Origin of the sequence: Shewanella canadensis, assembly GCF_003966225.1 — a bacterium.
GTDB lineage: Bacteria > Pseudomonadota > Gammaproteobacteria > Enterobacterales > Shewanellaceae > Shewanella > Shewanella canadensis.
Map to the genome: position 1 here is coordinate 604,166 of NZ_RXNU01000001.1, position 21,523 is coordinate 625,688.

The following is a 21,523-nucleotide window of genomic DNA, read 5'->3' on the forward strand; positions in this document are numbered from 1 at the left end:
CCTTCGAGTCAGTATATTCCTTCGTTTTCTTTATCACTTAGTGGCCGCCCAATAAGATATTTTCGACTCGCTTGGGTGAGTCAATAGTGGCTAACTTCCAATTATCTGCGATGACCAAAGCCGATAAGCTGGGTTCACCAAATTTATAACCGGCAATACGATTCCGCTCAGCAAGGGGAACCTGTCGGACAAAATCTTGAGTATCTTGTCGCATCGATTTGACGATATTAATCGGGGGATTAAGCGCGCCGAACAGACTGAAATAAAGCAGTATCGTTGCCAATGCTATCTTATAATAAAACGTAAACACCCCACGTTTCTTCCATAAAGAGAGCTGGTTAGTATCGAGATAAAAATTAAGAGTGAACGCCAGTTAAATTCTCCGAGATAAGCGAGCAAATTTGCCCCAAAGACAGATAAAAAGAATCAGGCTAAATATGACTTTGAGTGCCGGGGAATCTATCGATGAATTAACCGTCATGCTTATCACTCGAATAATCACTCCTGGCCTTGCTTCTTTTTCGAAGGAGGAGCGAATAGATTAAATAGGGTCAAAAGCTCCTGTAAGGAATACTTCACCGCGAAGGTTAGTAACAGCCCTTTGAAAAATACTTAAATCTAAACTTTCATTGTTTAATTATTGTTCGGTATTGGTTGAGCAAAGCTAAAGGTAAGTTCAAGCGGTTAAAAACACAAGTTTTAAATAATTCCCCCGTTCCAAATCACACTTTTTGGTTTATGTGTTACTGACTTCAAGATTTAGGTGTGCGTTTTTGGTTGCGCTTGTGTTTGTTTTTTTGTTTGCTTAAGTCTTAAGTGGTGAGTTTTCATAACCTAAGTAACGGCTGCTCATTGTTGTGAAAAGTTATTTTTTGCTTGTTAAACACGCAGTAAAGGTATTTAGGCTCATGTTTTGCAATTATTGTTGGATACAGTTTCGAGGAGAAGTTGCATCTTGTAGCTTATGCCGATAATTTTTGAGACTTACTCTTGTATGTTGTCATTAACACTCTAGAATTCTCATATTCAGAACATCCACCATTTTTGGGCATTACATGAGACTTTTGAGAGGTCTACGTGTAACTGGTCAAAATTTAATTAAGGTCATCAAGATGACAAAAATTATTACGCAAACCGATCTTGAGCAGGTAAAAGTGAATGCCGCTAATGCTCCCCGTAAAAGAGCGAATTTGAACCTTCATGATAGCTTGGATGCGAACGTTCAGCGTCTGTTTATCGCCACAGAGCCGGAGACCTATATCCGTCCTCATCGCCATAGTGAGAGCCATAAATGGGAGATGTTTCTTGTGCTTGAGGGAGAGATCGATCTGTTAATATTTAATGATGATGGCGAGTTGACCCAACGTACTAAAATGAGTCCGACTGAAACTCGAGTGGTGGAGATCCCCTCAAATACCTGGCACACCTATGTTGTTCAAAAGCCCGGAACCTTAGCGATTGAAGTTAAAGAGGGGGGGTATGAACCCACACCCGAAGAAGACTTTGCTTCCTGGTCTCCTGCTGAGAACACAGAGCAAGCCCCTGTCTTCCTGGAAAAGTTACGACACCTTCAGCCTGAGTAGGATTGGTATAATCTGAAAGGTTGGAATAACAATTTGTAGATGATGGCACATCTCACTGCGCATTGGGTTAGAATTAGATTAGATAAGTTTTCAGGTTTAAGATTATGGAATATGAATTTAGGCGCAATACCTTAACGGGAACCGTGCTTGCCACTTTTAGTATGGATCATGAGGCGCTGGGCTTTTGGTTTGTAGAGGAACTCGGTGAAGATACTGATAAATACGTCGAAATTTGTCAGGTAATAGCGCAGCTGCAGGCTAGTCGCCTCACTCAATGGAGATGGGTTGGCAAAGCATTGTCGATTGAACTCGACGATGAGCAGGCCAGGGTATTTGCCAATGAACTCGAAAATGATGAAGAGCTTGAGTTCGAGGAATCTATGTCGCTTTATGATGGCGAATCGGAGGCATTTTGTGGCTTAGAAGATTTTTATGACGTCTTGGTGAAGTGGCGAGAGTTTTTAGACGAGACTCGTTAATGACGAACATCTCAGATATTAAAGGCAGCCACTGGCTGCCTTATTGTTTATAAATCAATGGTTTGCTATTGATTTAAATATCTTACTGCCATCTCGGTTCTCGACTTGGCGTTGGCTTTTCTCAGCAGGTTCTTTACATGAACCTTTACCGTTCCTTCGCTAATGTGCAGTAGCTCTGAGATCACTCGATTACTTTTCCCTTCGGCTACCTGCTGTAAAATCTGCAGCTCTCTTGGAGTCAGGTTATTCAGCCATTCCTCCTCTTCGGCAGCATCTTTTAACTCATAAAGAAAATCTTCGACCGATTCGCTGATCACCCTGTGGCCCTGCATTGCATTCTTAAGCTTTTCCAGTAACAGATCCGGCTCAGTATCCTTTAACAGGTAGCCATCGGCTCCAGCCCTTACCAAACGAATAACATCTTGTTTTGCATCGGATACAGTTAGAATAACAATGCGTGATGTCACGCCCTCCTGGCGTAAACCATTTAGCGTATCGAGACCCGTCATTCCTTTCATATTAAGATCTAAGAGGACAATATCGGGTTCATTTTCTTCGGTGGCAGAAAGCGCATCTAAACCACTACCAGCCTCACCAAAGAGAGTGAAATCTGAATCGGAGGTGATTAGTTGGCATATCCCACGGCGTAACAGTGGGTGATCATCGACAACGAGAACGGAATATGGCTTACCCATTTTATATATTTCCTCCTGCTGAGGTGTGAACATCAGAGTCGTTATTAGTCTTATAAATCCAAAGCAAAGCTTTGATTGTATTTTTCATCTAAGAGGGTTCCTGCTGAGGTGGGAAGGTGAGCGTGACCGTTGTTCCCCCCTCAGGGTTACTGCTGAACTCTACTATACCCGATAAGCGGCTGGCACGCTCATGCATAATGCCTATTCCGAAATGTTGGTCCCTCTCTCTTAACTGTTCGATACCGACCCCGTCATCGCTGATACTAATTGTGACATCGGTAGGTGAACTCAAAAAGCAACGGATATGAATATGCTTCGCATCGGCATGTTTGATAGCGTTAAGAGTGGCCTCTCGTGTTAGTTGCAGTACATGAATATGTTGATGTGCGCCCAACAGCTGAAGGGGCAGCTTGTAGTCGAGTGAAATATTTACATCAGATTGGCTACGCAATTGTTCCAGCATCGCCTCTATAGCATGACTTAAATTCGGATCTTTGATGGTCAATCTGAATGTGGACAGTAGTTCTCTGAGCTGCACATAGGCGGTATTAACTCCTTCGTTGATCTCAGATAACTGCAGCTCAACTTGAGGGCTTCTGCAGGCACTGTCTAACCCCTTAGATAATAGGTTTACCTGAATCTTAAGAAATGAAAGCAGTTGGCCTAAGGAATCATGCAGTTCCCTTGCAATAACCCCACGTTCCTCCATTAATGCCAGCTGTTGTTTCTGCTCTCCCGCGCTGTAGATCACGATGGATCGCGCAAGCATGATGGCAAAGTTTTCAAACAGAGGATGATTTGGCTGTTGAGTGGAGATGACCTCCAGATAGCCAAGTTCATTGTCTTCGAATTTCAGGGGGAAATTGACTTGATTAGACGCCGCTAGTGGCCAACCACCATCGGCTTCAATGACCAGCTTCTCTTCATCGTCCTGACAGATGACTAAGCGCAAAAAAGAGTGCGGTTCATGGGCCCTTAATTGATTCAAAGCCTGCTTTAAGGTATCGATATCGAGTGTACCCGAGTGAAGCATGACCAGGTTATCGTAAAGCAGGGTGAGCTCGTCATTGGCACGTGTTAGCGCATGTGTTTTCTCTTTTACCTGTGATTCAAGATCTTTATACAGGGTCGAAAGCTCTTTGGCGGTGCTCTCTAAGGCATTACTCAGTGCGCTAAGTTCAACATAGTCGGTTGGTGGCATCTTTATGTCGAAGTTACCTTTAGAGATAGTGTTTGCCGACTCCATCAGTTTATGGAGAGGAGTCACGACTTTCTTCTTGGTAAAACGAACAGCTAGAAAAGCGATAAACAGCATTAAACCGAGTCCAAAAATCTGACTGGCTGCCAGGAGCTTTATTTTGAATGCGGCGTGGTGCTCCATCTCCAGAACCAAGAGATCTATGGTATCGACGAAATCCTTCAGCGCCGCCGCATAGAGACGCGAGTTTTCCTGTTGGATATAATATTTCATCACTTTCCACTTTTCGATAACCAGCAGGTATTGATCAGTGGATTCTTTCGAGCTGTACCAGGCTTGTGAACGCTTGAGCGCATCTGAGTAGAGGGTGTTTTCAAATTCCTCAATTTTCTCATCCGCCTCATCACTGCCTGAATTGGCGTAGAACATCAGGCGATAGCTTTGCATACGCAAAGAGCCTGAGGCGTTGATGGCTTTCGCATCTCCGAGACTATACGACAAATTGATTATGGAAAATGTTGCTAACCCGCTCGATAAGAGAATTAAAGTTAACATTAAACCTAAAATAGTCGATGTTAAGCTGCCTTTCTTCATTATATAAAAACTCACTAAATTAGTGTTGTTATGCTACTTTTTATGAGAGATCTAAATTAGTTAACTCTTGAGCTTGTTAACAAATACGTAAAAGTGTGAGCAACACCACATTTACATTTTGATCTACCGCATACTTTGCAACGGATACCCCCTTAGGGGTATATTTAAATTGTCATTAAGGGACTAACTTTGGCCTTGGAGATGATGTGGTTTTTAAGACTACTATAAAATAACACGGAGATGAGATGGTGAGAAATTTAACTAAAAAATCCTTTGCATTAAGTGCATTGGTCGCTGCGAGCTTAATGGCTTCTGGTGTGATGGCAAGCGATAAGACTGAGCCACGTAACGAAGAATATAAAGATAAGTTTTCTAAGCAATATAACAGCTGGCATGACACTGCAGAAAGCAAAGAAGTTGTTGATATGCTTGAAGAAGTGCCTAGCCTAGTCGTGTTGTGGGCAGGTTATGGCTTCGCCAAAGATTATAATGCTCCACGTGGTCACATGTATGCAGTGACTGACGTACGTAACACATTACGTACCGGCGCACCTAAGGCCGCTACAGATGGTCCAATGCCAATGGCATGTTGGTCTTGTAAGAGCCCTGATGTACCGCGTGTTATCGAAGAGCAAGGTGAAGATGGTTACTTCACTGGTAAGTGGTACAAAGGCGGCGCTGAAATCGTTAACACTATCGGTTGTGGCGATTGTCATGAAAAAGGTAAGTCTAAGTTACGTGTCTCTCGTCCATTCGCCGAGCGCGCATTTGAAACACTAGACACTCCATTTGCTAAAGCGTCTAAGAAAGACAAGCAGTCAATGGTTTGTGCTCAGTGTCACGTAGAGTACTACTTCGAGAAGACTAAAGATAAGAAAGGTTTCGTTAAGTTCCCTTGGGATCAGGGCGTTACTGTTGAAGCGATGGAAAGTTACTATGATAACCTGGAGTTTAAAGACTGGACTCATAAGGTATCTAAGACGCCTATGTTAAAAGCACAGCATCCTGGTTATGAAACTTGGAAGCTGGGTGTACACGGTAAGAACAACGTAAGTTGTACTGACTGTCATATGCCTAAGGTTAAGAATGAAAAAGGTCGTAAGTATACCGATCACAAAGTGGGTAACCCATTCGATCGTTTCGAAGAGACCTGTGGTACTTGTCATGAGCAGAGCAAAGAGTTCATGGTTAACCTAACTAAAGAGCGTAAAGTTAAAGTTGCTGACCTGAAAGCACGTGCTGAAAGTCAGTTAGTTAAAGCTCACTTCGAAGCGAAAGCTGCTTGGGATGCCGGTGCAACTGAAGCTGAAATGAAGCCTATTCTGACTGATATCCGTCATTCACAGTGGCGCTGGGATTATGCGACAGCCTCTCATGGTGTTGCTGCTCACGCTCCTGATGAAGCGCTACGTGTATTAGGTACTTCAGTAGATAAAGCGGCCGATGCTCGCATCAAGCTAGCTCAACTACTTGCTGTTAAAGGTGTTAAGCAACCAATTGCTTACCCTGATACTTCTACCAAGGCTAAAGCACAAGCTGCTCTAGGTATGGATATGAAGAAGATGAACGCTGACAAGGCTGACTTCAAGAAGAACACTCTTCCTAAGTGGGAAGCCGAAGCTAAGAAGCGTGAAGCGACTTACTAAGCGAGTTTGCTCTGTATAGAGTGATATAGAAAACCTGCATAGCAAAAGCCCTCGTCATTTGACGAGGGCTTTTTTATTTGTCTTATCCTGAGGTGGTTATACCGATTGGTATTAATCTATTTAATCAATCTCAGTAGCTGTTTAAATCTCTCTCCAACGGCCTTATTTTGTAACTCGAACAGCAGCGACTCCATATTGGTGATATGGGCTCCTCTCGCTTGCATCATCTCTATGCCTATCTGTTTGTTCTCGGATGTTCTGGATGACAGCGCGTCAATCACTAAATGAACACCAAAATCATTATCAAGCAAGTCTCTACAGGTTTGATAGACACAAACATGGGCTTCAATGCCGACTAATATGACCTGCTTGCGATCCAACTCCATCAGTTGCTCTGTGAACTCTTGGCTGCCCCAGCCGCTGAAATGTTGTTTGCTGATGGGATGGGAAGTTTCGATTAACTGTTCATACAGTATTGAACTCGTCTTACCTAATTTATCCGGCAGTTGCTCCAACCATAAGGTCGGAATATCGAAGAGCCTTAACCCCTGAATGAGCTTGAGCACCGTTTGATGTAATGACTCACTTCTCTCCATGACTTTTGCCAGCGTTCCCTGAATATCGACGACAACGAATACACACTCTTCGGGTTTTAACATAGGGGGTCCATACAAATTATTGATGAATTCATCATAGCTTCTACAGCGCACAGTCCAATAGCCTTTTGGTCTAATAGAGCATGTAATTTTTACTGCGCTAACTTTGTGCGCTTGCTGAATAAATGCACCTGATTGGTGCATAAAAATCTACAGAAAGATGTTGGTCATTATATAACTCATTAAAAGTTATCGTTTTGTTAACTTGGCCTGATGATTGAATTAGTCATTTGTAGAAGTGTGTAGAAACTAAGAATAATTTTATTTTGGAGGTTGGTATGAAACTGGTCAGTGCAATCATTAAACCATTCAAGTTGGATGATGTCCGTGAAGCCATCGCGGGTGTAGGGATTGAAGGAATGACGGTAACAGAGGTTAAAGGTTTCGGTCGCCAGAAGGGACATACTGAGTTGTATCGAGGCGCCGAGTATCAGGTGGACTTCCTGCCAAAAGTTAAACTCGATATAGCGACTAAAGCTGAAAATCTCGAGCTGTTAATTGAGTCCATTACCAATGCCGCACGTACCGGAAAGATCGGAGATGGCAAAATTTTTGTCACGGATCTCGAACAGGTTATCCGTATTCGTACGGGTGAGTCTGATAGCGAAGCACTTTAGAGGAGAAGCGTGATGGAAGATTTAGTTAAACTAGGTGTCACGGTTTCAGAGTTACGATTCGCGTTAGATACTTTTTACTTTTTAATTTCGGGTGCGTTAGTGATGTGGATGGCGGCAGGGTTTGCCATGCTTGAAGCTGGCCTTGTGAGGTCTAAAAATACGACCGAGATCTTAACGAAGAATGTCTGCCTCTACTCTATCGCTTGCGTGATGTATCTGATAGTTGGGTATAACATCATGTATGTAGATAATGGCGAAGGCGGTTGGCTACCTTCTATCAGTACCTTAATTGGGAGCCAGACGAGTGATGCCGACCATGCTCTTGAATCAGATTTCTTCTTTCAAGTCGTATTTGTAGCCACTGCCATGTCAATTGTCTCTGGTGCGGTTGCCGAGCGCATGAAGCTCTGGGCATTCTTGGCTTTTTCCGTCGTTATGACAGGCTTTATCTATCCGGTAGAAGGTTATTGGACCTGGGGAGGAGGCTTTCTCTCTGAAGCTGGATTTGTCGATTTTGCAGGTAGTGGTATTGTGCATATGGCCGGTGCGGCCGCGGCCATTGCCGGCGTACTCCTACTCGGTGCACGTAAAGGTAAATACAGCGCTAACGGTCAGGTGAATCCTATTCCGGGTTCAAATTTACCCATGGCGACATTAGGTATGTTTATTTTGTGGATGGGCTGGTTCGGCTTCAATGGTGGCTCGCAATTGCTGGTATCAGATGCTGAGAACGCAACGGCTGTCGCAAAGATATTCTTGAATACTAACTCTGCAGCGGCATTTGGGGCGGTATCTGCGTTAGTGGTATGTAAGATAGTTTGGGGAAAGGCTGATCTGACCATGATACTTAACGGCGCGTTAGCCGGGCTGGTTGCTATTACGGCGGACCCATTGTCACCTTCTATCGCCTTTGCCGGTGTCATAGGCCTTGCAGCTGGTGGTCTGGTTATCTTCTCTATTGTGGCATTAGATAGGGTGAAAATTGATGATCCAGTGGGCGCAATTTCAGTTCACGGAGTTGCAGGTTTCTTCGGTTTGATCTTGGTTCCCTTCTCTAATGCCGACGCTACTATTCTGGGCCAACTTTATGGTGCTGGTGTTATTTTTGCCTGGGTATTTGCGACCTCACTTGCAGTCTGGTATCTGTTAAAGCTGACTATGGGGATCCGCGTTAGCGAAGAGGAGGAGTATAAGGGAATGGATGCTTCTGATTGTGGCATAGATGCTTATCCTGAATTTGTTTCGGTAAAAAGCGCCCGCTAAATTCTAACTCTTGGTGACTAAAAACGGGGCTTATTGCCCTGTTTTTTTGTATGATGAACTAAGTGGGTGTTTTTCGTACTGGTTCGGAAGCAGGAGCATAGGGTATGTTTGATCTTTTAAGGCAGAAGCAAGTGATGCTTATCTGCGCTGCGGCAATAACTTGTATCGTTTCAGTTCCCACTGAGGCGGGGAAGGTCGTGGTACGAAAATCGAGTGAGCCTTTCGATGCCTTCGCGGTGAGAGATCAGGTATTGCGTGAGCATGAATGGCGCCAAGCATTGAGGATGCAGCAGCAAATTAACATCTTACAGTCATTACCTATAGGCTGCATACCTATGGTACGCCCCTATGCCTACTACTCCTGCGCCGGCAATTTCTACAGACCCTATCAATATCAGAATAATGAGCTCTATATTCAGATCGATCCGCTTGACTCTGAATCACCGTCATTAAACAAATAATTTATCTTATTTATGGTGAAGGATATGAGCCTGTTAACGTTTTGTAACCTTTCACGGTTGCTTATTCTTTGCTCGATGTCATAAGCTAGAGCTAGGGTATTGAAGTTTCTAAGTTGGATTCCAATGGAAAAATTCCTTTCAGTCATCAGCCTGCTTTGCTTACTCGTCCTCCAGGGATGTAGTGCCACTTCGCAGCGTACTTCAGTCAATAATATTGAAGCGTATTTTTATGATGAACACTTTGAAGATGTCGCATCCCTGCCTCAACCCGGTGATCTGTTTTCGCTGCCATCTGAAGCGACAAATGAGCTAAGGCGTGAGATGGCGCGGAAAAATATTAAACGCTTGAATAATGTGTCTGCTAACGAATGGTTAGCGGAATATATCAATGCCGAAGAGGGGGCCTTTCAATACCGTGACAATATGACAAGAGTCCCTAGTGAAACTTTTAATGAACGAGCGGGTAACTGCTTATCTCTGGTGTTATTAACTTCTGCTTTGGCCGATGTGCTTAAAGTCGAAGTTGAATTTCAAGAGGTTGATGTACCACCCGTATGGGATAAGCAGGGGGATTTCTATCTTGTTAACGGTCACATTAACCTGAGATTACTGCCTCCTAGAGATAGCGATACCGTGCATGTGATGAAGCGGGCTATTCAGGTTGATTTCTTACCCGAGCGGGCCGTACGGGGTTATGGTAAGAAAAAAATCAGTAAACAGACTGTGATTGCTATGTTTTATAACAACGTGGCTGCAGAATCTCTGGTTATGGGGGATTATGATAAGGCCTATGGCTTGTTAAAAATGGGCTTGCAACAGAAACCTGATTTCGTACCTGCCTTGAATACTTTGGCAGTGCTTTACCGGTATAAAGGTTTAGAGCAGGAGGCTGAAACGCTCTATAAACTTGCATTAGATGTGAACTCTAACGATATGAACGCCTTGTATAATTATGCGGTGATGCTTGGGGACCAAGATAGGTTGGAGGAGTGGGCATTAGTTCACAAAAGGCTGGAACTGGAACGAATTGGAAACCCCTATTATTACTATGATATGGCTCAGCAAGCCTATTTTGATAAAGAGTATCAAGATGCGTTGCTCTGGTATAAACGTGCGGTGGCTAAGGCCGATTACCGACATGAATTCTATTTCGGCTTATCTCGGGCTTACTGGAAAACCGGTGACGAACGACGAGCGCAGAAGAATATGGAAAAGGCCTTGAGTCTCACTCATGATGAGAATAATAAACTACGTTATCAGTCCAAGTTACATGCGATGAAGAGCCATTAGTTTCAGTTTCGATAAATACAGCCTCTATTTTTAACTGTCTGTGGTCAGGGATGAACGCAGCATTACAGAACCCCAATATACGACCTTTTTACTCAGCCGTTAAAACTCTTCCTTGGTTTAGATGCTTTGGTTTACATGAGATTTCAGGAATTCACCTTAGAGCATCTTCAGGTAACTAAACAGTTTGCTGCTTTTTGAGCCTTAGTTGGTCAATGCTTCTCTTATGCAAGCAAATAATGACAGACAGGAATGAAATATGGAATGCAGATTATAAAACCTTGTGAATTATAACTCTAATTATCAATCTGTTACCAAGTAATTTTGTTGATTATACATATCTTGATTGCATTGTGACCCAATACTGGATAAATTGAACTTAGTAGCGCTGTTGAGAGACCTTTGTTTAAACGTAGCCGGAGTAGATGAATTACTATGTATTACCAAAATGATGATGTTCGAATTAATAAGATTAAAGAGTTGTTGCCACCAGTCGCGATCCTTGAGCGATTTCCGGTGACAGAGAACGCATCGGCTACGGTTTTTAATGCGCGAGAGAGCATACATCAGATCTTGAGAAAAAAAGATGATCGCCTTTTAGTTGTAGTTGGCCCATGTTCTATTCATGATCCTAAAGCCGCCCTGGAGTATGGTCAGAAACTCGTTAAATTGCGTGAACAATATAAAGACCAGCTAGAGATCGTTATGCGAGTTTATTTTGAAAAACCGCGTACTACAGTTGGCTGGAAGGGGCTGATCAATGACCCTTACATGGATAGTAGCTTCAAGTTAAACGACGGCCTAAGAACTGCTCGTAAATTACTGCTGGATCTCAATGATATCGGTATTCCAACTGCCGGTGAGTTTCTCGATATGATCACGCCTCAATATGTCGCAGACCTGATGTGTTGGGGAGCGATTGGTGCAAGAACTACCGAGTCTCAGGTTCACCGCGAACTGGCTTCAGGATTATCTTGTCCGGTCGGATTTAAGAATGGCACTGACGGTACAATTAAAGTAGCCATAGATGCCATCGGCGCAGCGAGTGCGCCGCATCATTTCCTCTCGGTGACTAAGTATGGGCACTCCGCGATTGTTGAGACAAAGGGTAACCCTGATTGCCATATCATACTCCGTGGTGGTAAAGAGCCTAATTACAGTGCCGAACATGTTGCTGAGATCAGTAGTCAGTTGGATAAGGCCGGCCTAGAGCTCAATGTGATGATCGACTTTAGTCATGCAAATAGCTCGAAGCAATTCAAGCGTCAGGTGTTGGTTGGCGAAGATGTTGCGTCTCAGCTAGGAAGTGGTAACCATAGTGTTTTTGGTGTCATGATTGAAAGTAATTTAATCGAGGGGCGACAGGACTATATCGAAGGTCAGCCACTGTGTTATGGCCAGAGTATTACCGATGCATGTATTGGTTGGGATGATACTGAAAGTATCATGGAAACTCTCTCACAGAGCGTGAAGGCTCGCAGGTCGTCGAAATAATACGACTCGAAAGTAAAAAAAGGAGGCTGAGGCCTCCTTTTTAGTCAAAAAATTCTCATTCCACATAAAAACATGTACTATTAATTGGTTATAGACCTGAATTGTCTATAGTTTTAGTTGGATGAGTCTATTAATCCTGATTGTGATTAACCAGATATTCATTGGCTTTTGCAAGGCTGCCAAACGAAGCAATAAGGTTATTTTGGCCTTTTTGTTGAATATCATTATCGCCTGATTGGGTCATCATCCATATCCAAGTTTGGATGAGAGGCAGTGGTGGATATTGAGATTTTGATGAATCCAGCATGTATGTTTCCTTTAAATAGCTAATTAAGGGTGAGATTGGCTTCCCTTACCTTATTCGCCCGAATGATTTCTATACCTAAACGGTTTCATGATGAAGTCGGTATCAATATGCGACTTAGGTATAGATCAAAAGAATATCAAATTCTTTTCTTATGTATAACAAGATTTGCTTTCATCTGGCATATTTACAAATAAAAAAGTATTTTCTAGTTCTTTTGTATACTGAAAAATGAAATTTTGTCAGTCTAAAGTGCCGCTTTGCTGTTGCGGAGATTTTCTTCGTCGTTATTTTTACCGGGTGCTCTTTAGCTTAATACCGACCGTTATAACAAGAACTATCACCTAGCATTGCCACTCTTTTACTAAATGGAACTTTCATGCGCCCCTCTCTCTATTTTGATGGCCCTATAGATAAACTGAACTGGCAAGTCCTTAAGTTGCTCTGGCCGTATCTTTTCGAATTCAAATCGCGAGTGGGCTTAGCAATGCTATGCTTGATTATTGCCAAAATCGCCAGCGTTTCTTTGCCATTTGTATTGAAATCATTGGTCGATACTTTAAGTACGGCCTCAACGGAGCAGATGATCAGCGTGCCGATATCTCTGGTTATCGCTTATGGTTCGTTACGATTACTTAATACCTTGATCTCTGAGGTTAGGGATACGCTTTTTGGCAGAGTAACCGAGCGTGCAATCAGGCGGTTAGGGTTATCCGTTTTTGAACACCTTCACCGATTGGATTTAGAGTTTCATCTGGAGCGAAGGACCGGTGGCTTATCCAGAGATATAGAGAGAGGAACCAGCGGCATTAATTTTTTGATGCGTTTTATGGTGTTCAATATCGTGCCAACAATTTTGGAGATAGCCTTGGTTGTTGGGATCCTGTTTTATAACTATGGAATTGGTTTCGCTGCGATAACGTTAACTTCGGTGGCAGCATATGGGCTATTTTCCATTTTTGCGACTGAGTGGAGAACAGAGTTTGTTCGTGAAGCCGCCAGGGCTGATTCTCTATCCAACTCTCGTGCGATCGATAGTCTGCTTAATTATGAGACGGTAAAATATTTTAATAATGAAACCTATGAAGCTCATCGCTACGATTGCGCCTTGGCCGATTGGGAAGATGCAAAGCGGAAAAACCGCCTCTCTCTTTTTGCACTTAATGCCGGGCAAGCGTTAATCATCTCTGTTGCTATGACCTTAATGTTAGCGCTCGCAGCTTACCATGTTGTTGAAAACACGATGACCATAGGTGATTTCGTACTGGTTAATGCGTTTATGATGCAGCTTTTTATTCCACTTAATTTCTTAGGTTTTGTCTATCGTGAAATACGGGGGGCACTGGCTAATATTGAGAGGATGTTTGGTCTGTTGGATCGCGTACCTCTTATTGAGGATAAAGCCGATGCTAAAGATATTAAGCTTTCGCGTGGAGAACTGAAGTTTGACAAGGTGAGTTTTAGTTACGATACCCGGCCTATTTTGAATAGTGTCAGCTTTACTGTCTTGCCAGGGCAGAAGATTGCAATCGTGGGTGATAGTGGTGCTGGAAAGTCGACCATAGTTAAACTACTTTTTCGTTTTTATGAGGTGTCATCGGGGAGTATCTCTCTGGACGGCATAAAAATTGATGAATTAACCCAGGACGCGTTACGGCAAGCAATCGCTATTGTGCCGCAAGACACGGTTTTATTTAATGACTCCCTGTTAGAAAACGTTCGCTACGGTAGACCCGATGCGAGTGATGAGGAGATCGCTGCGGCGGTTAAGATGGCTCACCTTTCTCATTTTATTGAGGCTCTGCCCGATGGATGGCATACAAAGGTGGGTGAAAGAGGCTTAAAGTTATCAGGCGGAGAGAAACAGCGTGTTGCTATTGCCAGGGCCATACTCAAGGGCTCTCCTCTGCTGGTATTTGATGAGGCAACGTCTTCTCTGGATAGCCATTCTGAACAGGCAATATTAAATGCCTTGAAAGAGGTGGCAAAAGGCCATACTAGTTTGGTTATAGCCCATCGTCTGTCTACTATTGTCGATGCAGATCAAATTGTGGTGTTGAGTAAAGGCAAGGTCGTTGAAACCGGTGATCACCTATCCCTGTTAGCCAAGAATGGTTTGTATGCGAAACTGTGGAATATTCAAAATCAATGATTAGTTATTTTTTAACCATAGTATACCAATCCGTATTGATATTTGCTCATTCAGCGGCAATTCAAAGTTCTGTAGGTAAGGAAGGTACTTGAAGCTAATAGTTATTCTATATCGAAAGTGCCAGACGTAGCATAAAGGACTTTGCCTATTTGTTTTTAACATCAGCGCACTTTGTGAGTCTCTCAGTTTTCCCACTTCTGTGTTGCGTTATTTTCTAAGGGAATAGCCATTAGTTCAACAACGCGCCTTAAATTGAAACATCTGAGAGGCTCTGAATTGAGCACTCTTCAATGCGGATTGGTATAAGTCGCCTAATAGTTCAGCATAGGTTCAGCTTACGTTTGTATACTCATAAGTATTAACCAATAACGACTATGGCGAGATAATAGCGATGAAGAATATTCCTTTACAGGTCAACATTGAAGGTCAGGCGAGCAGCGTAGACACGGATTGGTTAGCCATTATGGCAACCTTAAAGAAACGTGGTTTACAGCAGGATGAACTGATGGGGGTATACCTCGAATTAACATCCGGAATGAGAGTCACGACACGCGGTCTCAGCTTAGCTAAAATCAATCCTAACCTGGAATTGCACGGTATCATTCGTGAAACAAAGTTTTCGGCAAACGATTATGCCAGTATGATGAGGGCGTAACCCCTATTCATCGCTAAGCCTGATGAGATGTTATTGTAGTGCTGATGTTGATATCAAGGTTAGCACTTTGATTTTTGTGGAATGCCTTTATTTATCTTAAGCAGCTATTTAGATCGCCAACCGTCGCAAGAAAAGTGTAATTTAGCCGGCTCTTCGTCTAACCGATGAAGCCTGATTATCTTGCCCTGCCTGAAGCAAACCGTCTCTCCTTCGATAACAGTTAGACGTTCGCAGTTTTGACAACTTAGAGAACGCTTCTTTGTTGATGGTATCTGGCTTACATATCCTAAACCCAATTCAAACTCCTCCATGTGCTTTCTCCTAACTGAATTCGTCAGTTACCCGCATCAACGGATTCTGAAGCATAAAGCTCGGCGCGTCTAGCATGAATTCGTTTTATATTTCTTGATCTATCTCTTGTTTGGTCGTGTTTGCTCGTTTATTTTATTAAGTGAATATTATTTAGACTCTTACACCTAAGCTATATGCCTGTTAACCATGTCTGGTTCAAACTCACTTTTCCGGCTATTCCTATTGTTGGCCATAAGAAGCATGTGATAACTCCACTTTATTGGTTTCTGACATCGAAAGAATGTACATATTCGAATATTCATCCTCATCGATAGAATCGATTTCTGGCCCGCCCAGAGCAGAGATAATTAATGGGAGCGTATTTGAATGACCTGCAACCAATACGTTACCCGCTTGGGCCTGAATTGTTTTTACGGTTGCGTCTATATGTGCCGTTATCCCGGAGTTAATATCAATAATTGTCACAGGTAATTTCCTCTGTTCACTCATTGGATGAAGCGTTTCCTGTGTGCGCTTAAACGGCGTGGCGATCAAGCCACTGAGCCGCGTCTTCTCGAGAGTGGAAAGTAAAGATTTTGCCCTTAACTCGCCTTTTGGGCTAAGACTCGGATCTTTGGAGGTCGATGCTGATTTCTCAGCATGTCTGACTAAAACGATGATTTTATCAGCCGTTGACGATATAGAGTCTTGAATTTCTTTAGCGTATAACCCGTTAGGGATCAGCGTAATAAGGCCGAGGCACAGAATTAACAGTCTCATCATGTTGCTCTTCTTATGTGAGGGGGCTTGTAACGATAGCTAATCGTAGCTCAATAAAACAGAAATTATTATGATTAAACACTAAAGTAGATTAAAAAATAGCCGATAATAGTTAAGTGGAAATATCTTTTGAGAGGCTGTAATGGAAATTCGTAATCATGGCGCAGAGGTGTCACAAGTAGCTCGCAGTAAAACCGATTCGGCAGAGAATCATGGTAAAACCGTGTCTGAAGTTGCCAGAGATAAAACAGCTTATTCGACAAGTAAACAACTGATGAACACGGCTATCATTTCGGCTCAGCAGGAAGTCAATCTAAGTTCCGGCGATGAACCTATGATGCTGTTATATCGTGCGGCCATCGAAGCCATCAACGAAGAGTTAGCGCCCACTATGGGAGAGAATGCGCTTCAGAATGCTTATGACAGTGGTGTTGATACTTCGCCGGAAGCGACAGCTGATAGAATTGTTGGGTTCGCGACTCAATTTTTTACTCTTCATCAGGAACAAAACTCCAATATGGATTTCGATGAACAGCTCAATTCTTTTATGGATATTATCGGCGGAGCTATCGATCAGGGGTTCAGTGAAGCCAAAGATATTCTGACGAGTCTGCAAGTTCTTGAAGGAGATATAGAGTCCGGTGTTGAACAAACTTACTCCTTGGTTCAAGAGGGCTTGGCGGCATTTAGAGACAGTTTTAGTCGTGGTGATGAGACCGAAATATAACCCTGTGAACATCTTATTCTAAGCCTCATTTGAGGCTTTTTTTATCTCTTTTATTAGCCACAATTTGCCGTTTATGTTAAAGATAAATCATATAAGATTTGTGAATGGGAGCTTTGAATGTGGATTGAGGGTGAAATCATTGAACGAATCGATTGGAATGACAAGCTGTTTTCATTAAAAATTAAAGCCGATATTGAGCCTTTTATTGCGGGTCAATTTATTAAGCTAAGCCAGATCATCGATGAAAAAAGAATTGGTAGGGCCTATTCTATTGTTAATGCGCCTGACAGTGATTTTATTGAGGTGCTTGCAGTTTCGGTTGCCGATGGGCAACTATCTCCCAATCTGCAAAAACTTAACGTCGGCGATGTTATAGATGTGTCGACAAAAGCCACAGGGTTTATGACCTTAGATGAGATACCCGTCTCCTCTTCAGAGGAAAAGCAGCTCTGGTTAATGGCAACCGGCACCGCAGTTGGCCCCTTTATTTCAATGCTAGACACCCTCGAACCTTGGTCGAGATTCGAAAAGGTTATTTTAGTGTACGGTGTCAGAGAGGCAAAAGATTTAGCTTATCTTGATAAGTTAGAGCAGATGAAGCTGCAATACCCTGAGCAATTCAAGTTGGTGCTCTCCGTCACGCGCGAGAACTATCCTGGTTCGATGAGCTGCCGAATTCCGGCAGGTTTACAATCCGGAGAAATTGAAGGAAATGTCGGCATTAGTATTAGCCCGGAAAAATCTCAAGTCATGCTGTGCGGTAACCCTGAGATGATCCGCGATGCGAATAATATCCTTTTAGAGAGGGGGCTAACTAAGAATCTTCGTCGTGCACCTGGTCAAATAACTCAGGAGAAATACTGGTAAGCGACAGCTTGAGTGCTTTTCAGCATGATCATTTTTACTTGCAACTCTCGGCTCAAAGGATTGATTAAATGAAACTCTTCTATTCAGATGCTTCTCCCTATGCTCGTTGTGTTCGGGTTGTTATTCGCTATCTTGAAATTGACGGTATCGATGAGTTAAAAACAGATCCCTTCGATAATAGTGAGGCATTGCTTCAAGCCAATCCTCTGGGGAAGATCCCCTGTCTTCAGCTCAATGATGGCTCAGCCATTTATGACAGTGAGGTGATATTACGCTTCTTTGATTTTGAATTTGGCAGGAGCCAATTGTTTGGAGCGGGTGTTCATGATTGGAGAAACGAAAGCCACTTTTCATTAATCAAAGGAATGTTAGACAGCGCCGTGGCATTAAGACAGGAGCTGATGCGAGAGGAGGGAAAGCGGTCCCTATTTTGGGCGGCAAGACATGAACAGGCCCTGTTTAGAGGACTGAAACAACTAGAGCGTTCTGGTGTGATATCAAGACCTCGTCTGGTTATTCAGCAGATCAGTTTAGCCTGTTTATTGGAGTATTTGGATTTCAGGCATCCCGATATTAGTTGGCGAAAGCTTGCGCCCGCGATCTCCAGCTGGCTTTCGGACTTTGAAACCGAACCTGCGATGCTCAGTACCAGACCCAGTTGAGACAAGCCTGCAATATAGTTGACTATCCATTGTACCTCCTATGAATCTTGGTTTAACGCTGAAGTTAGGCCCAGTTTTCTGCGCTATGTTAGGAGAACCGCTACCAAGTTAACATTTCTTTCGATACTGCTTGCTCATTTGTGATGGATTTATTACCCTTGTTGCGATTGATAATTGTTATCATTACTTGATTGCTGACAGTGTTGTGAGGGAGATGTGTAAATGAAGATCGCAAGAAGTTTGTCCATATTAGGCTTGGTTTGCTTAGCGTCTGCGGCTAATGCGGCTGAAAAGCTAACTGTGTATTCATATCGACAAGCATTTTTGATTGACCCTATTTTGGAAAATTTCACCAAAGAAACGGGTATCGATGTCGAGGTTGTTTTTTCCAAGAAGGGCATTGCGGAGCGCATGGTACGTGAAGGGAGACTGTCGCCTGCCGATATCGTACTGACATCCGATTTTTCGCGACTGATGGATTTAGTGGACAAAGAGTTAGTGGTTCCCGTACCGAGTGAGGTGCTAAAGACTAATATTCCCGCGAGTTTTCGCTCCCCTGATGATAACTGGTACTCGCTGACGATGAGAGTTCGAAATGTATATTCTTCGAAGGAGAGAGTGGGGAAACTCGCCATAGATTATGAGGACCTTGCCGACCCTAAATACAGGGGCAAGATCTGTACCCGAAGCGGAAAGCATCCATACAATATCTCTCTGGTTGCCTCGATGATTGCTCACCACGGTGAAGCCGAAACGAGAAGCTGGTTAGAGGGGGTAAAAGCCAATTTAGCTCGTAAACCTCAGGGCAATGACCGCGGTCAGGTTAAAGCAGTTAAAGAGGGCTTGTGTGATATCGCCCTAGGTAATAGCTATTATCTGGGGAAAATGCTTCAAGATCCAAAACAGGTACCCTGGGCCGAGGCCGTTGAGATTAACTTTCCTAACCAGAATAATCGAGGCTCGCACATCAATGTTTCGGGAATGGCATTAGCTAAATATGCACCGAACAAAGATAACGCCATCAAATTAATGGAGTACCTCTCTGGTGATGAGGCGCAACAAGCCTATGCTGAAGTTAACATGGAGTATCCCGTTAAAGCGGATGTTAAACCGTCTAAGTTAGTCGCATCATGGGGCGAGTTTAAAGCCGATAACCTACCTATCTTCAAACTTGCCGAGTATCACCAGGCTGCGGTGAAGCTGTTAGATCGGGTTAAATTTGATCTGTAATCATCCGTTTTTTTAATTCAATTTAGCCTTCCGTTGGGAGGCTTTTTATTTTGTGAGTGTTTTTCACTCTTTTAGAATTATAATCATTCTTATTTAAGTTTGAGTTTAGGTTTATAGTGGATAATTGAACTATAAATTACAGTGGATAAATCTTTCATCAATGCGCCTTGAATTGAAATGTCTGAGTGGCTCTGAATTGATAACATATTTAATGAAATTGGTATCCTCATGATCTTAGGTTTATCCAGAAGCTGGTCTTTTCTCGGTTATCTGATCGCAGCAATCATCACACTACCACTCGTTGCTATTATCACTCAGGCACTGGTGCCTGATGAAGCCGTTTTTGCGCACCTTCTCGAGACTGTGCTGCCTACCTATGTTGCAAATACTCTGTTATTGATGTTTTGGGTTGGCTTGGGAGCGCTCATCATCGCAATTCCCGCAGCCTGGCTAGTGGCTAAGTGTCGTTTCCCCGGAAGAAGAGTATTTCAATGGGCACTGTTACTTCCATTGGCGATGCCGGCTTATGTGGTGGCCTATGTTTATACCGACCTGCTCGATTATGCGGGACCGCTGCAAAAACTATTGCGTGAACTGTTTGTCTGGCAGTCGCCACAAGATTACTATTTTCCCGAGGTGAGGAGCTTAGGTGGAGCATCCTTGATGCTTTCACTGGTCCTGTTTCCCTACATCTATCTGCTCGCACGAACCACGTTTATGGAGCAATCTTCAAGCCTGCAGCACGCCGCTCGCGTCATGGGTTGTGGACCATGGCAGAGTTTTTGGCATCTGAGCCTCCCAATGGCGAGGCCTGCCCTAGCCGTCGGTGTCGCACTCGTGGCGATGGAAACCGCAGCAGACTTTGCAACTGTGAGTTATTTTGCCGTGCCCACCTTGACCACTGCCGTGTATGACACTTGGCTTGAATATGGCAGCTTATCTGCCGCCGCCAAGCTCTCAGCCATCATGTTGCTTGTGGTTTTCTCTATGATAGGTTTCGAGCGATTTGCACGCAGAAAGCAACAACTTTTTCAAAAACAAACGGGCGTTAATCAAGTTGAGCTATATGAGCTTAAAGGGATGAAGGCAAGGTTAGCCAGCGGCTATTGTAGTGCATTACTTTTCTTCTCATTTCTGCTGCCATTTATTATCTTGCTTCAATATGCGTGGGAGTATTTCGATCAGAGCTGGAGTAGTGCCTTCTGGGAATATAGTCTGAATAGCCTATATATCGCTGCGATCGTTAGTGTCATTGCTGTTTTCATCGGTGTGATCTTGATGTTTATTCGTCGAATAAGCCCAAGGAGAGCCGATCTGCTGCCTTCGCGTTTTGCGTCGACGGGATATGCGCTACCGGGAACGGTTCTGGCTATTGGCATTTTAGTGCCGCTGACCTATCTCGATTTCGCGGTGAACGATCTCTATGAGTATCTGGGTCATCGAGGCCCGGGTTTAATATTTACCGGTAGTGTATTTGTGCTCATCTTCGCTTTTTGTATCCGGTTCTCCGCTATCGCCATCGGTAGTGTCGAAAGTAGTTATAAGCGCATCTCGCCATCTCTGGATATGGCTGCTATCACCATGGGCTTAAAACCTAAGGCGCTATTATGGCGGGTTCACCTCCCCTTGTTGAGACGGGGCATATTCGCCGGGTTATTGCTGGTGTTTATTGAATGTATGAAAGAGTTACCCGCAGCCTTGCTTCTCAGGCCAGTCGGTTTTGAAAATCTGGCGACCTATGTTTTTCAATTTGTTTCAGATGAACAGCTGGAACATGGTGCATTGGCCGCAATTGTGATTGTATTGGTGGGCTTAGTCCCACTTATCTATCTTAACCACTCTTTGGAACAAGAAAGCGAATCGACCTAATTAGTCGGTTTAC

The 21,523-nt window shown here is 43.5% G+C and carries 21 protein-coding genes; 15 read left to right on the forward strand and 6 right to left on the reverse strand.

From position 1 onward, the window contains the following. Positions 1–37: 37 nt before the first annotated feature. Positions 38–310, reverse strand: coding sequence for a hypothetical protein (locus tag EKG38_RS02620; protein ID WP_126518378.1), 273 nt, complete (start codon positions 308–310; stop codon positions 38–40). A gap of 802 nt (positions 311–1,112) precedes the next feature. On the opposite strand from EKG38_RS02620, the gene EKG38_RS02625 reads away from it, so the two are divergent. Then, positions 1,113–1,583, forward strand: coding sequence for a WbuC family cupin fold metalloprotein (locus tag EKG38_RS02625; RefSeq protein WP_126518380.1), 471 nt, complete (start codon positions 1,113–1,115; stop codon positions 1,581–1,583). Between the two features lie 104 nt (positions 1,584–1,687). After that, a complete protein-coding gene (locus EKG38_RS02630; RefSeq protein WP_126518382.1) occupies positions 1,688–2,062 on the forward strand; it encodes a YacL family protein in 375 nt (124 codons plus the stop codon). Between the two features lie 65 nt (positions 2,063–2,127). On the opposite strand, the gene EKG38_RS02635 is transcribed toward EKG38_RS02630, so the two are convergent. Together EKG38_RS02635 and narQ are read right to left on the reverse strand one after the other, a co-directional pair. Continuing rightward, on the reverse strand, positions 2,128–2,757 hold the full coding sequence (locus EKG38_RS02635) for a response regulator (RefSeq protein ID WP_012141276.1): 630 nt from the start codon (positions 2,755–2,757) through the stop codon (positions 2,128–2,130). Positions 2,758–2,845: 88 nt separating this feature from the next. Continuing rightward, positions 2,846–4,549, reverse strand: coding sequence for a nitrate/nitrite two-component system sensor histidine kinase NarQ (gene narQ / locus EKG38_RS02640; RefSeq protein ID WP_126518384.1), 1,704 nt, complete (start codon positions 4,547–4,549; stop codon positions 2,846–2,848). A 245-nt stretch (positions 4,550–4,794) separates the two neighbouring features. On the opposite strand from narQ, the gene nrfA reads away from it, so the two are divergent. Continuing rightward, positions 4,795–6,195 carry an ammonia-forming nitrite reductase cytochrome c552 subunit gene (nrfA, locus tag EKG38_RS02645; RefSeq protein ID WP_126518386.1) on the forward strand — a complete coding sequence of 467 codons (1,401 nt, stop codon included), beginning with the start codon at positions 4,795–4,797 and terminating at the stop codon, positions 6,193–6,195. 116 nt (positions 6,196–6,311) lie between these two features. On the opposite strand, the gene EKG38_RS02650 is transcribed toward nrfA, so the two are convergent. After that, on the reverse strand, positions 6,312–6,854 hold the full coding sequence (locus tag EKG38_RS02650) for an isochorismatase family protein (RefSeq protein ID WP_126518388.1): 543 nt from the start codon (positions 6,852–6,854) through the stop codon (positions 6,312–6,314). 275 nt (positions 6,855–7,129) lie between these two features. On the opposite strand from EKG38_RS02650, the gene EKG38_RS02655 reads away from it, so the two are divergent. The 5 genes from EKG38_RS02655 to aroG all read left to right on the forward strand — a co-directional run bounded on the left by EKG38_RS02655 (position 7,130) and on the right by aroG (position 11,973). After that, a complete protein-coding gene (locus EKG38_RS02655) occupies positions 7,130–7,468 on the forward strand; it encodes a P-II family nitrogen regulator (RefSeq protein ID WP_126518390.1) in 339 nt (112 codons plus the stop codon). A 12-nt stretch (positions 7,469–7,480) separates the two neighbouring features. Then, entirely contained in the window at positions 7,481–8,731 is a 1,251-nt protein-coding gene (locus EKG38_RS02660) for an ammonium transporter (RefSeq protein WP_126518392.1), read from the forward strand. A 104-nt stretch (positions 8,732–8,835) separates the two neighbouring features. Further along, positions 8,836–9,192: a hypothetical protein gene (locus EKG38_RS02665; protein WP_126518394.1), complete on the forward strand. Its 357-nt coding sequence runs from the start codon at positions 8,836–8,838 to the stop codon at positions 9,190–9,192. A gap of 123 nt (positions 9,193–9,315) precedes the next feature. After that, a complete protein-coding gene (locus tag EKG38_RS02670; protein ID WP_126518396.1) occupies positions 9,316–10,482 on the forward strand; it encodes a tetratricopeptide repeat protein in 1,167 nt (388 codons plus the stop codon). A 432-nt stretch (positions 10,483–10,914) separates the two neighbouring features. Then, positions 10,915–11,973, forward strand: a complete 1,059-nt coding sequence (aroG, locus tag EKG38_RS02675; protein WP_126518398.1) for a 3-deoxy-7-phosphoheptulonate synthase AroG — start codon at positions 10,915–10,917, stop codon at positions 11,971–11,973. A 130-nt stretch (positions 11,974–12,103) separates the two neighbouring features. On the opposite strand, the gene EKG38_RS02680 is transcribed toward aroG, so the two are convergent. Continuing rightward, entirely contained in the window at positions 12,104–12,280 is a 177-nt protein-coding gene (locus EKG38_RS02680) for a hypothetical protein (RefSeq protein WP_126518400.1), read from the reverse strand. A gap of 376 nt (positions 12,281–12,656) precedes the next feature. Here EKG38_RS02680 and EKG38_RS02685 point away from each other — a divergent pair, with 376 nt between their 5' ends. Further along, entirely contained in the window at positions 12,657–14,429 is a 1,773-nt protein-coding gene (locus tag EKG38_RS02685; RefSeq protein ID WP_126518402.1) for an ABCB family ABC transporter ATP-binding protein/permease, read from the forward strand. 391 nt (positions 14,430–14,820) lie between these two features. Beyond that, a complete protein-coding gene (locus EKG38_RS02690; protein ID WP_012141287.1) occupies positions 14,821–15,084 on the forward strand; it encodes a hypothetical protein in 264 nt (87 codons plus the stop codon). A gap of 531 nt (positions 15,085–15,615) precedes the next feature. Here the strand turns inward: EKG38_RS02690 and EKG38_RS02700 are convergent. Next, the gene (locus EKG38_RS02700) at positions 15,616–16,158 is read right to left on the reverse strand and encodes a histidine phosphatase family protein (protein ID WP_126518406.1); all 543 of its coding nucleotides are present in this window, start codon (positions 16,156–16,158) and stop codon (positions 15,616–15,618) included. 139 nt (positions 16,159–16,297) lie between these two features. Between EKG38_RS02700 and EKG38_RS02705 the strand changes: the two genes are divergently transcribed. From EKG38_RS02705 to EKG38_RS02725, 5 genes are all read left to right on the forward strand, one after another. Next, positions 16,298–16,882 (forward strand): DUF5610 domain-containing protein, encoded by a 585-nt coding sequence (locus tag EKG38_RS02705; RefSeq protein ID WP_126518408.1) that lies wholly within the window; start codon positions 16,298–16,300, stop codon positions 16,880–16,882. Between the two features lie 117 nt (positions 16,883–16,999). Next, positions 17,000–17,749, forward strand: a complete 750-nt coding sequence (locus EKG38_RS02710) for a ferredoxin--NADP reductase (protein ID WP_126518410.1) — start codon at positions 17,000–17,002, stop codon at positions 17,747–17,749. A gap of 68 nt (positions 17,750–17,817) precedes the next feature. Beyond that, positions 17,818–18,411 (forward strand): glutathione S-transferase N-terminal domain-containing protein, encoded by a 594-nt coding sequence (locus EKG38_RS02715; RefSeq protein ID WP_126518412.1) that lies wholly within the window; start codon positions 17,818–17,820, stop codon positions 18,409–18,411. A gap of 222 nt (positions 18,412–18,633) precedes the next feature. After that, positions 18,634–19,641 carry a Fe(3+) ABC transporter substrate-binding protein gene (locus EKG38_RS02720; protein ID WP_126518414.1) on the forward strand — a complete coding sequence of 336 codons (1,008 nt, stop codon included), beginning with the start codon at positions 18,634–18,636 and terminating at the stop codon, positions 19,639–19,641. A 228-nt stretch (positions 19,642–19,869) separates the two neighbouring features. Next, positions 19,870–21,510: an ABC transporter permease gene (locus EKG38_RS02725; RefSeq protein ID WP_126518416.1), complete on the forward strand. Its 1,641-nt coding sequence runs from the start codon at positions 19,870–19,872 to the stop codon at positions 21,508–21,510. The last annotated feature ends 13 nt before the right edge of the window (positions 21,511–21,523 follow it).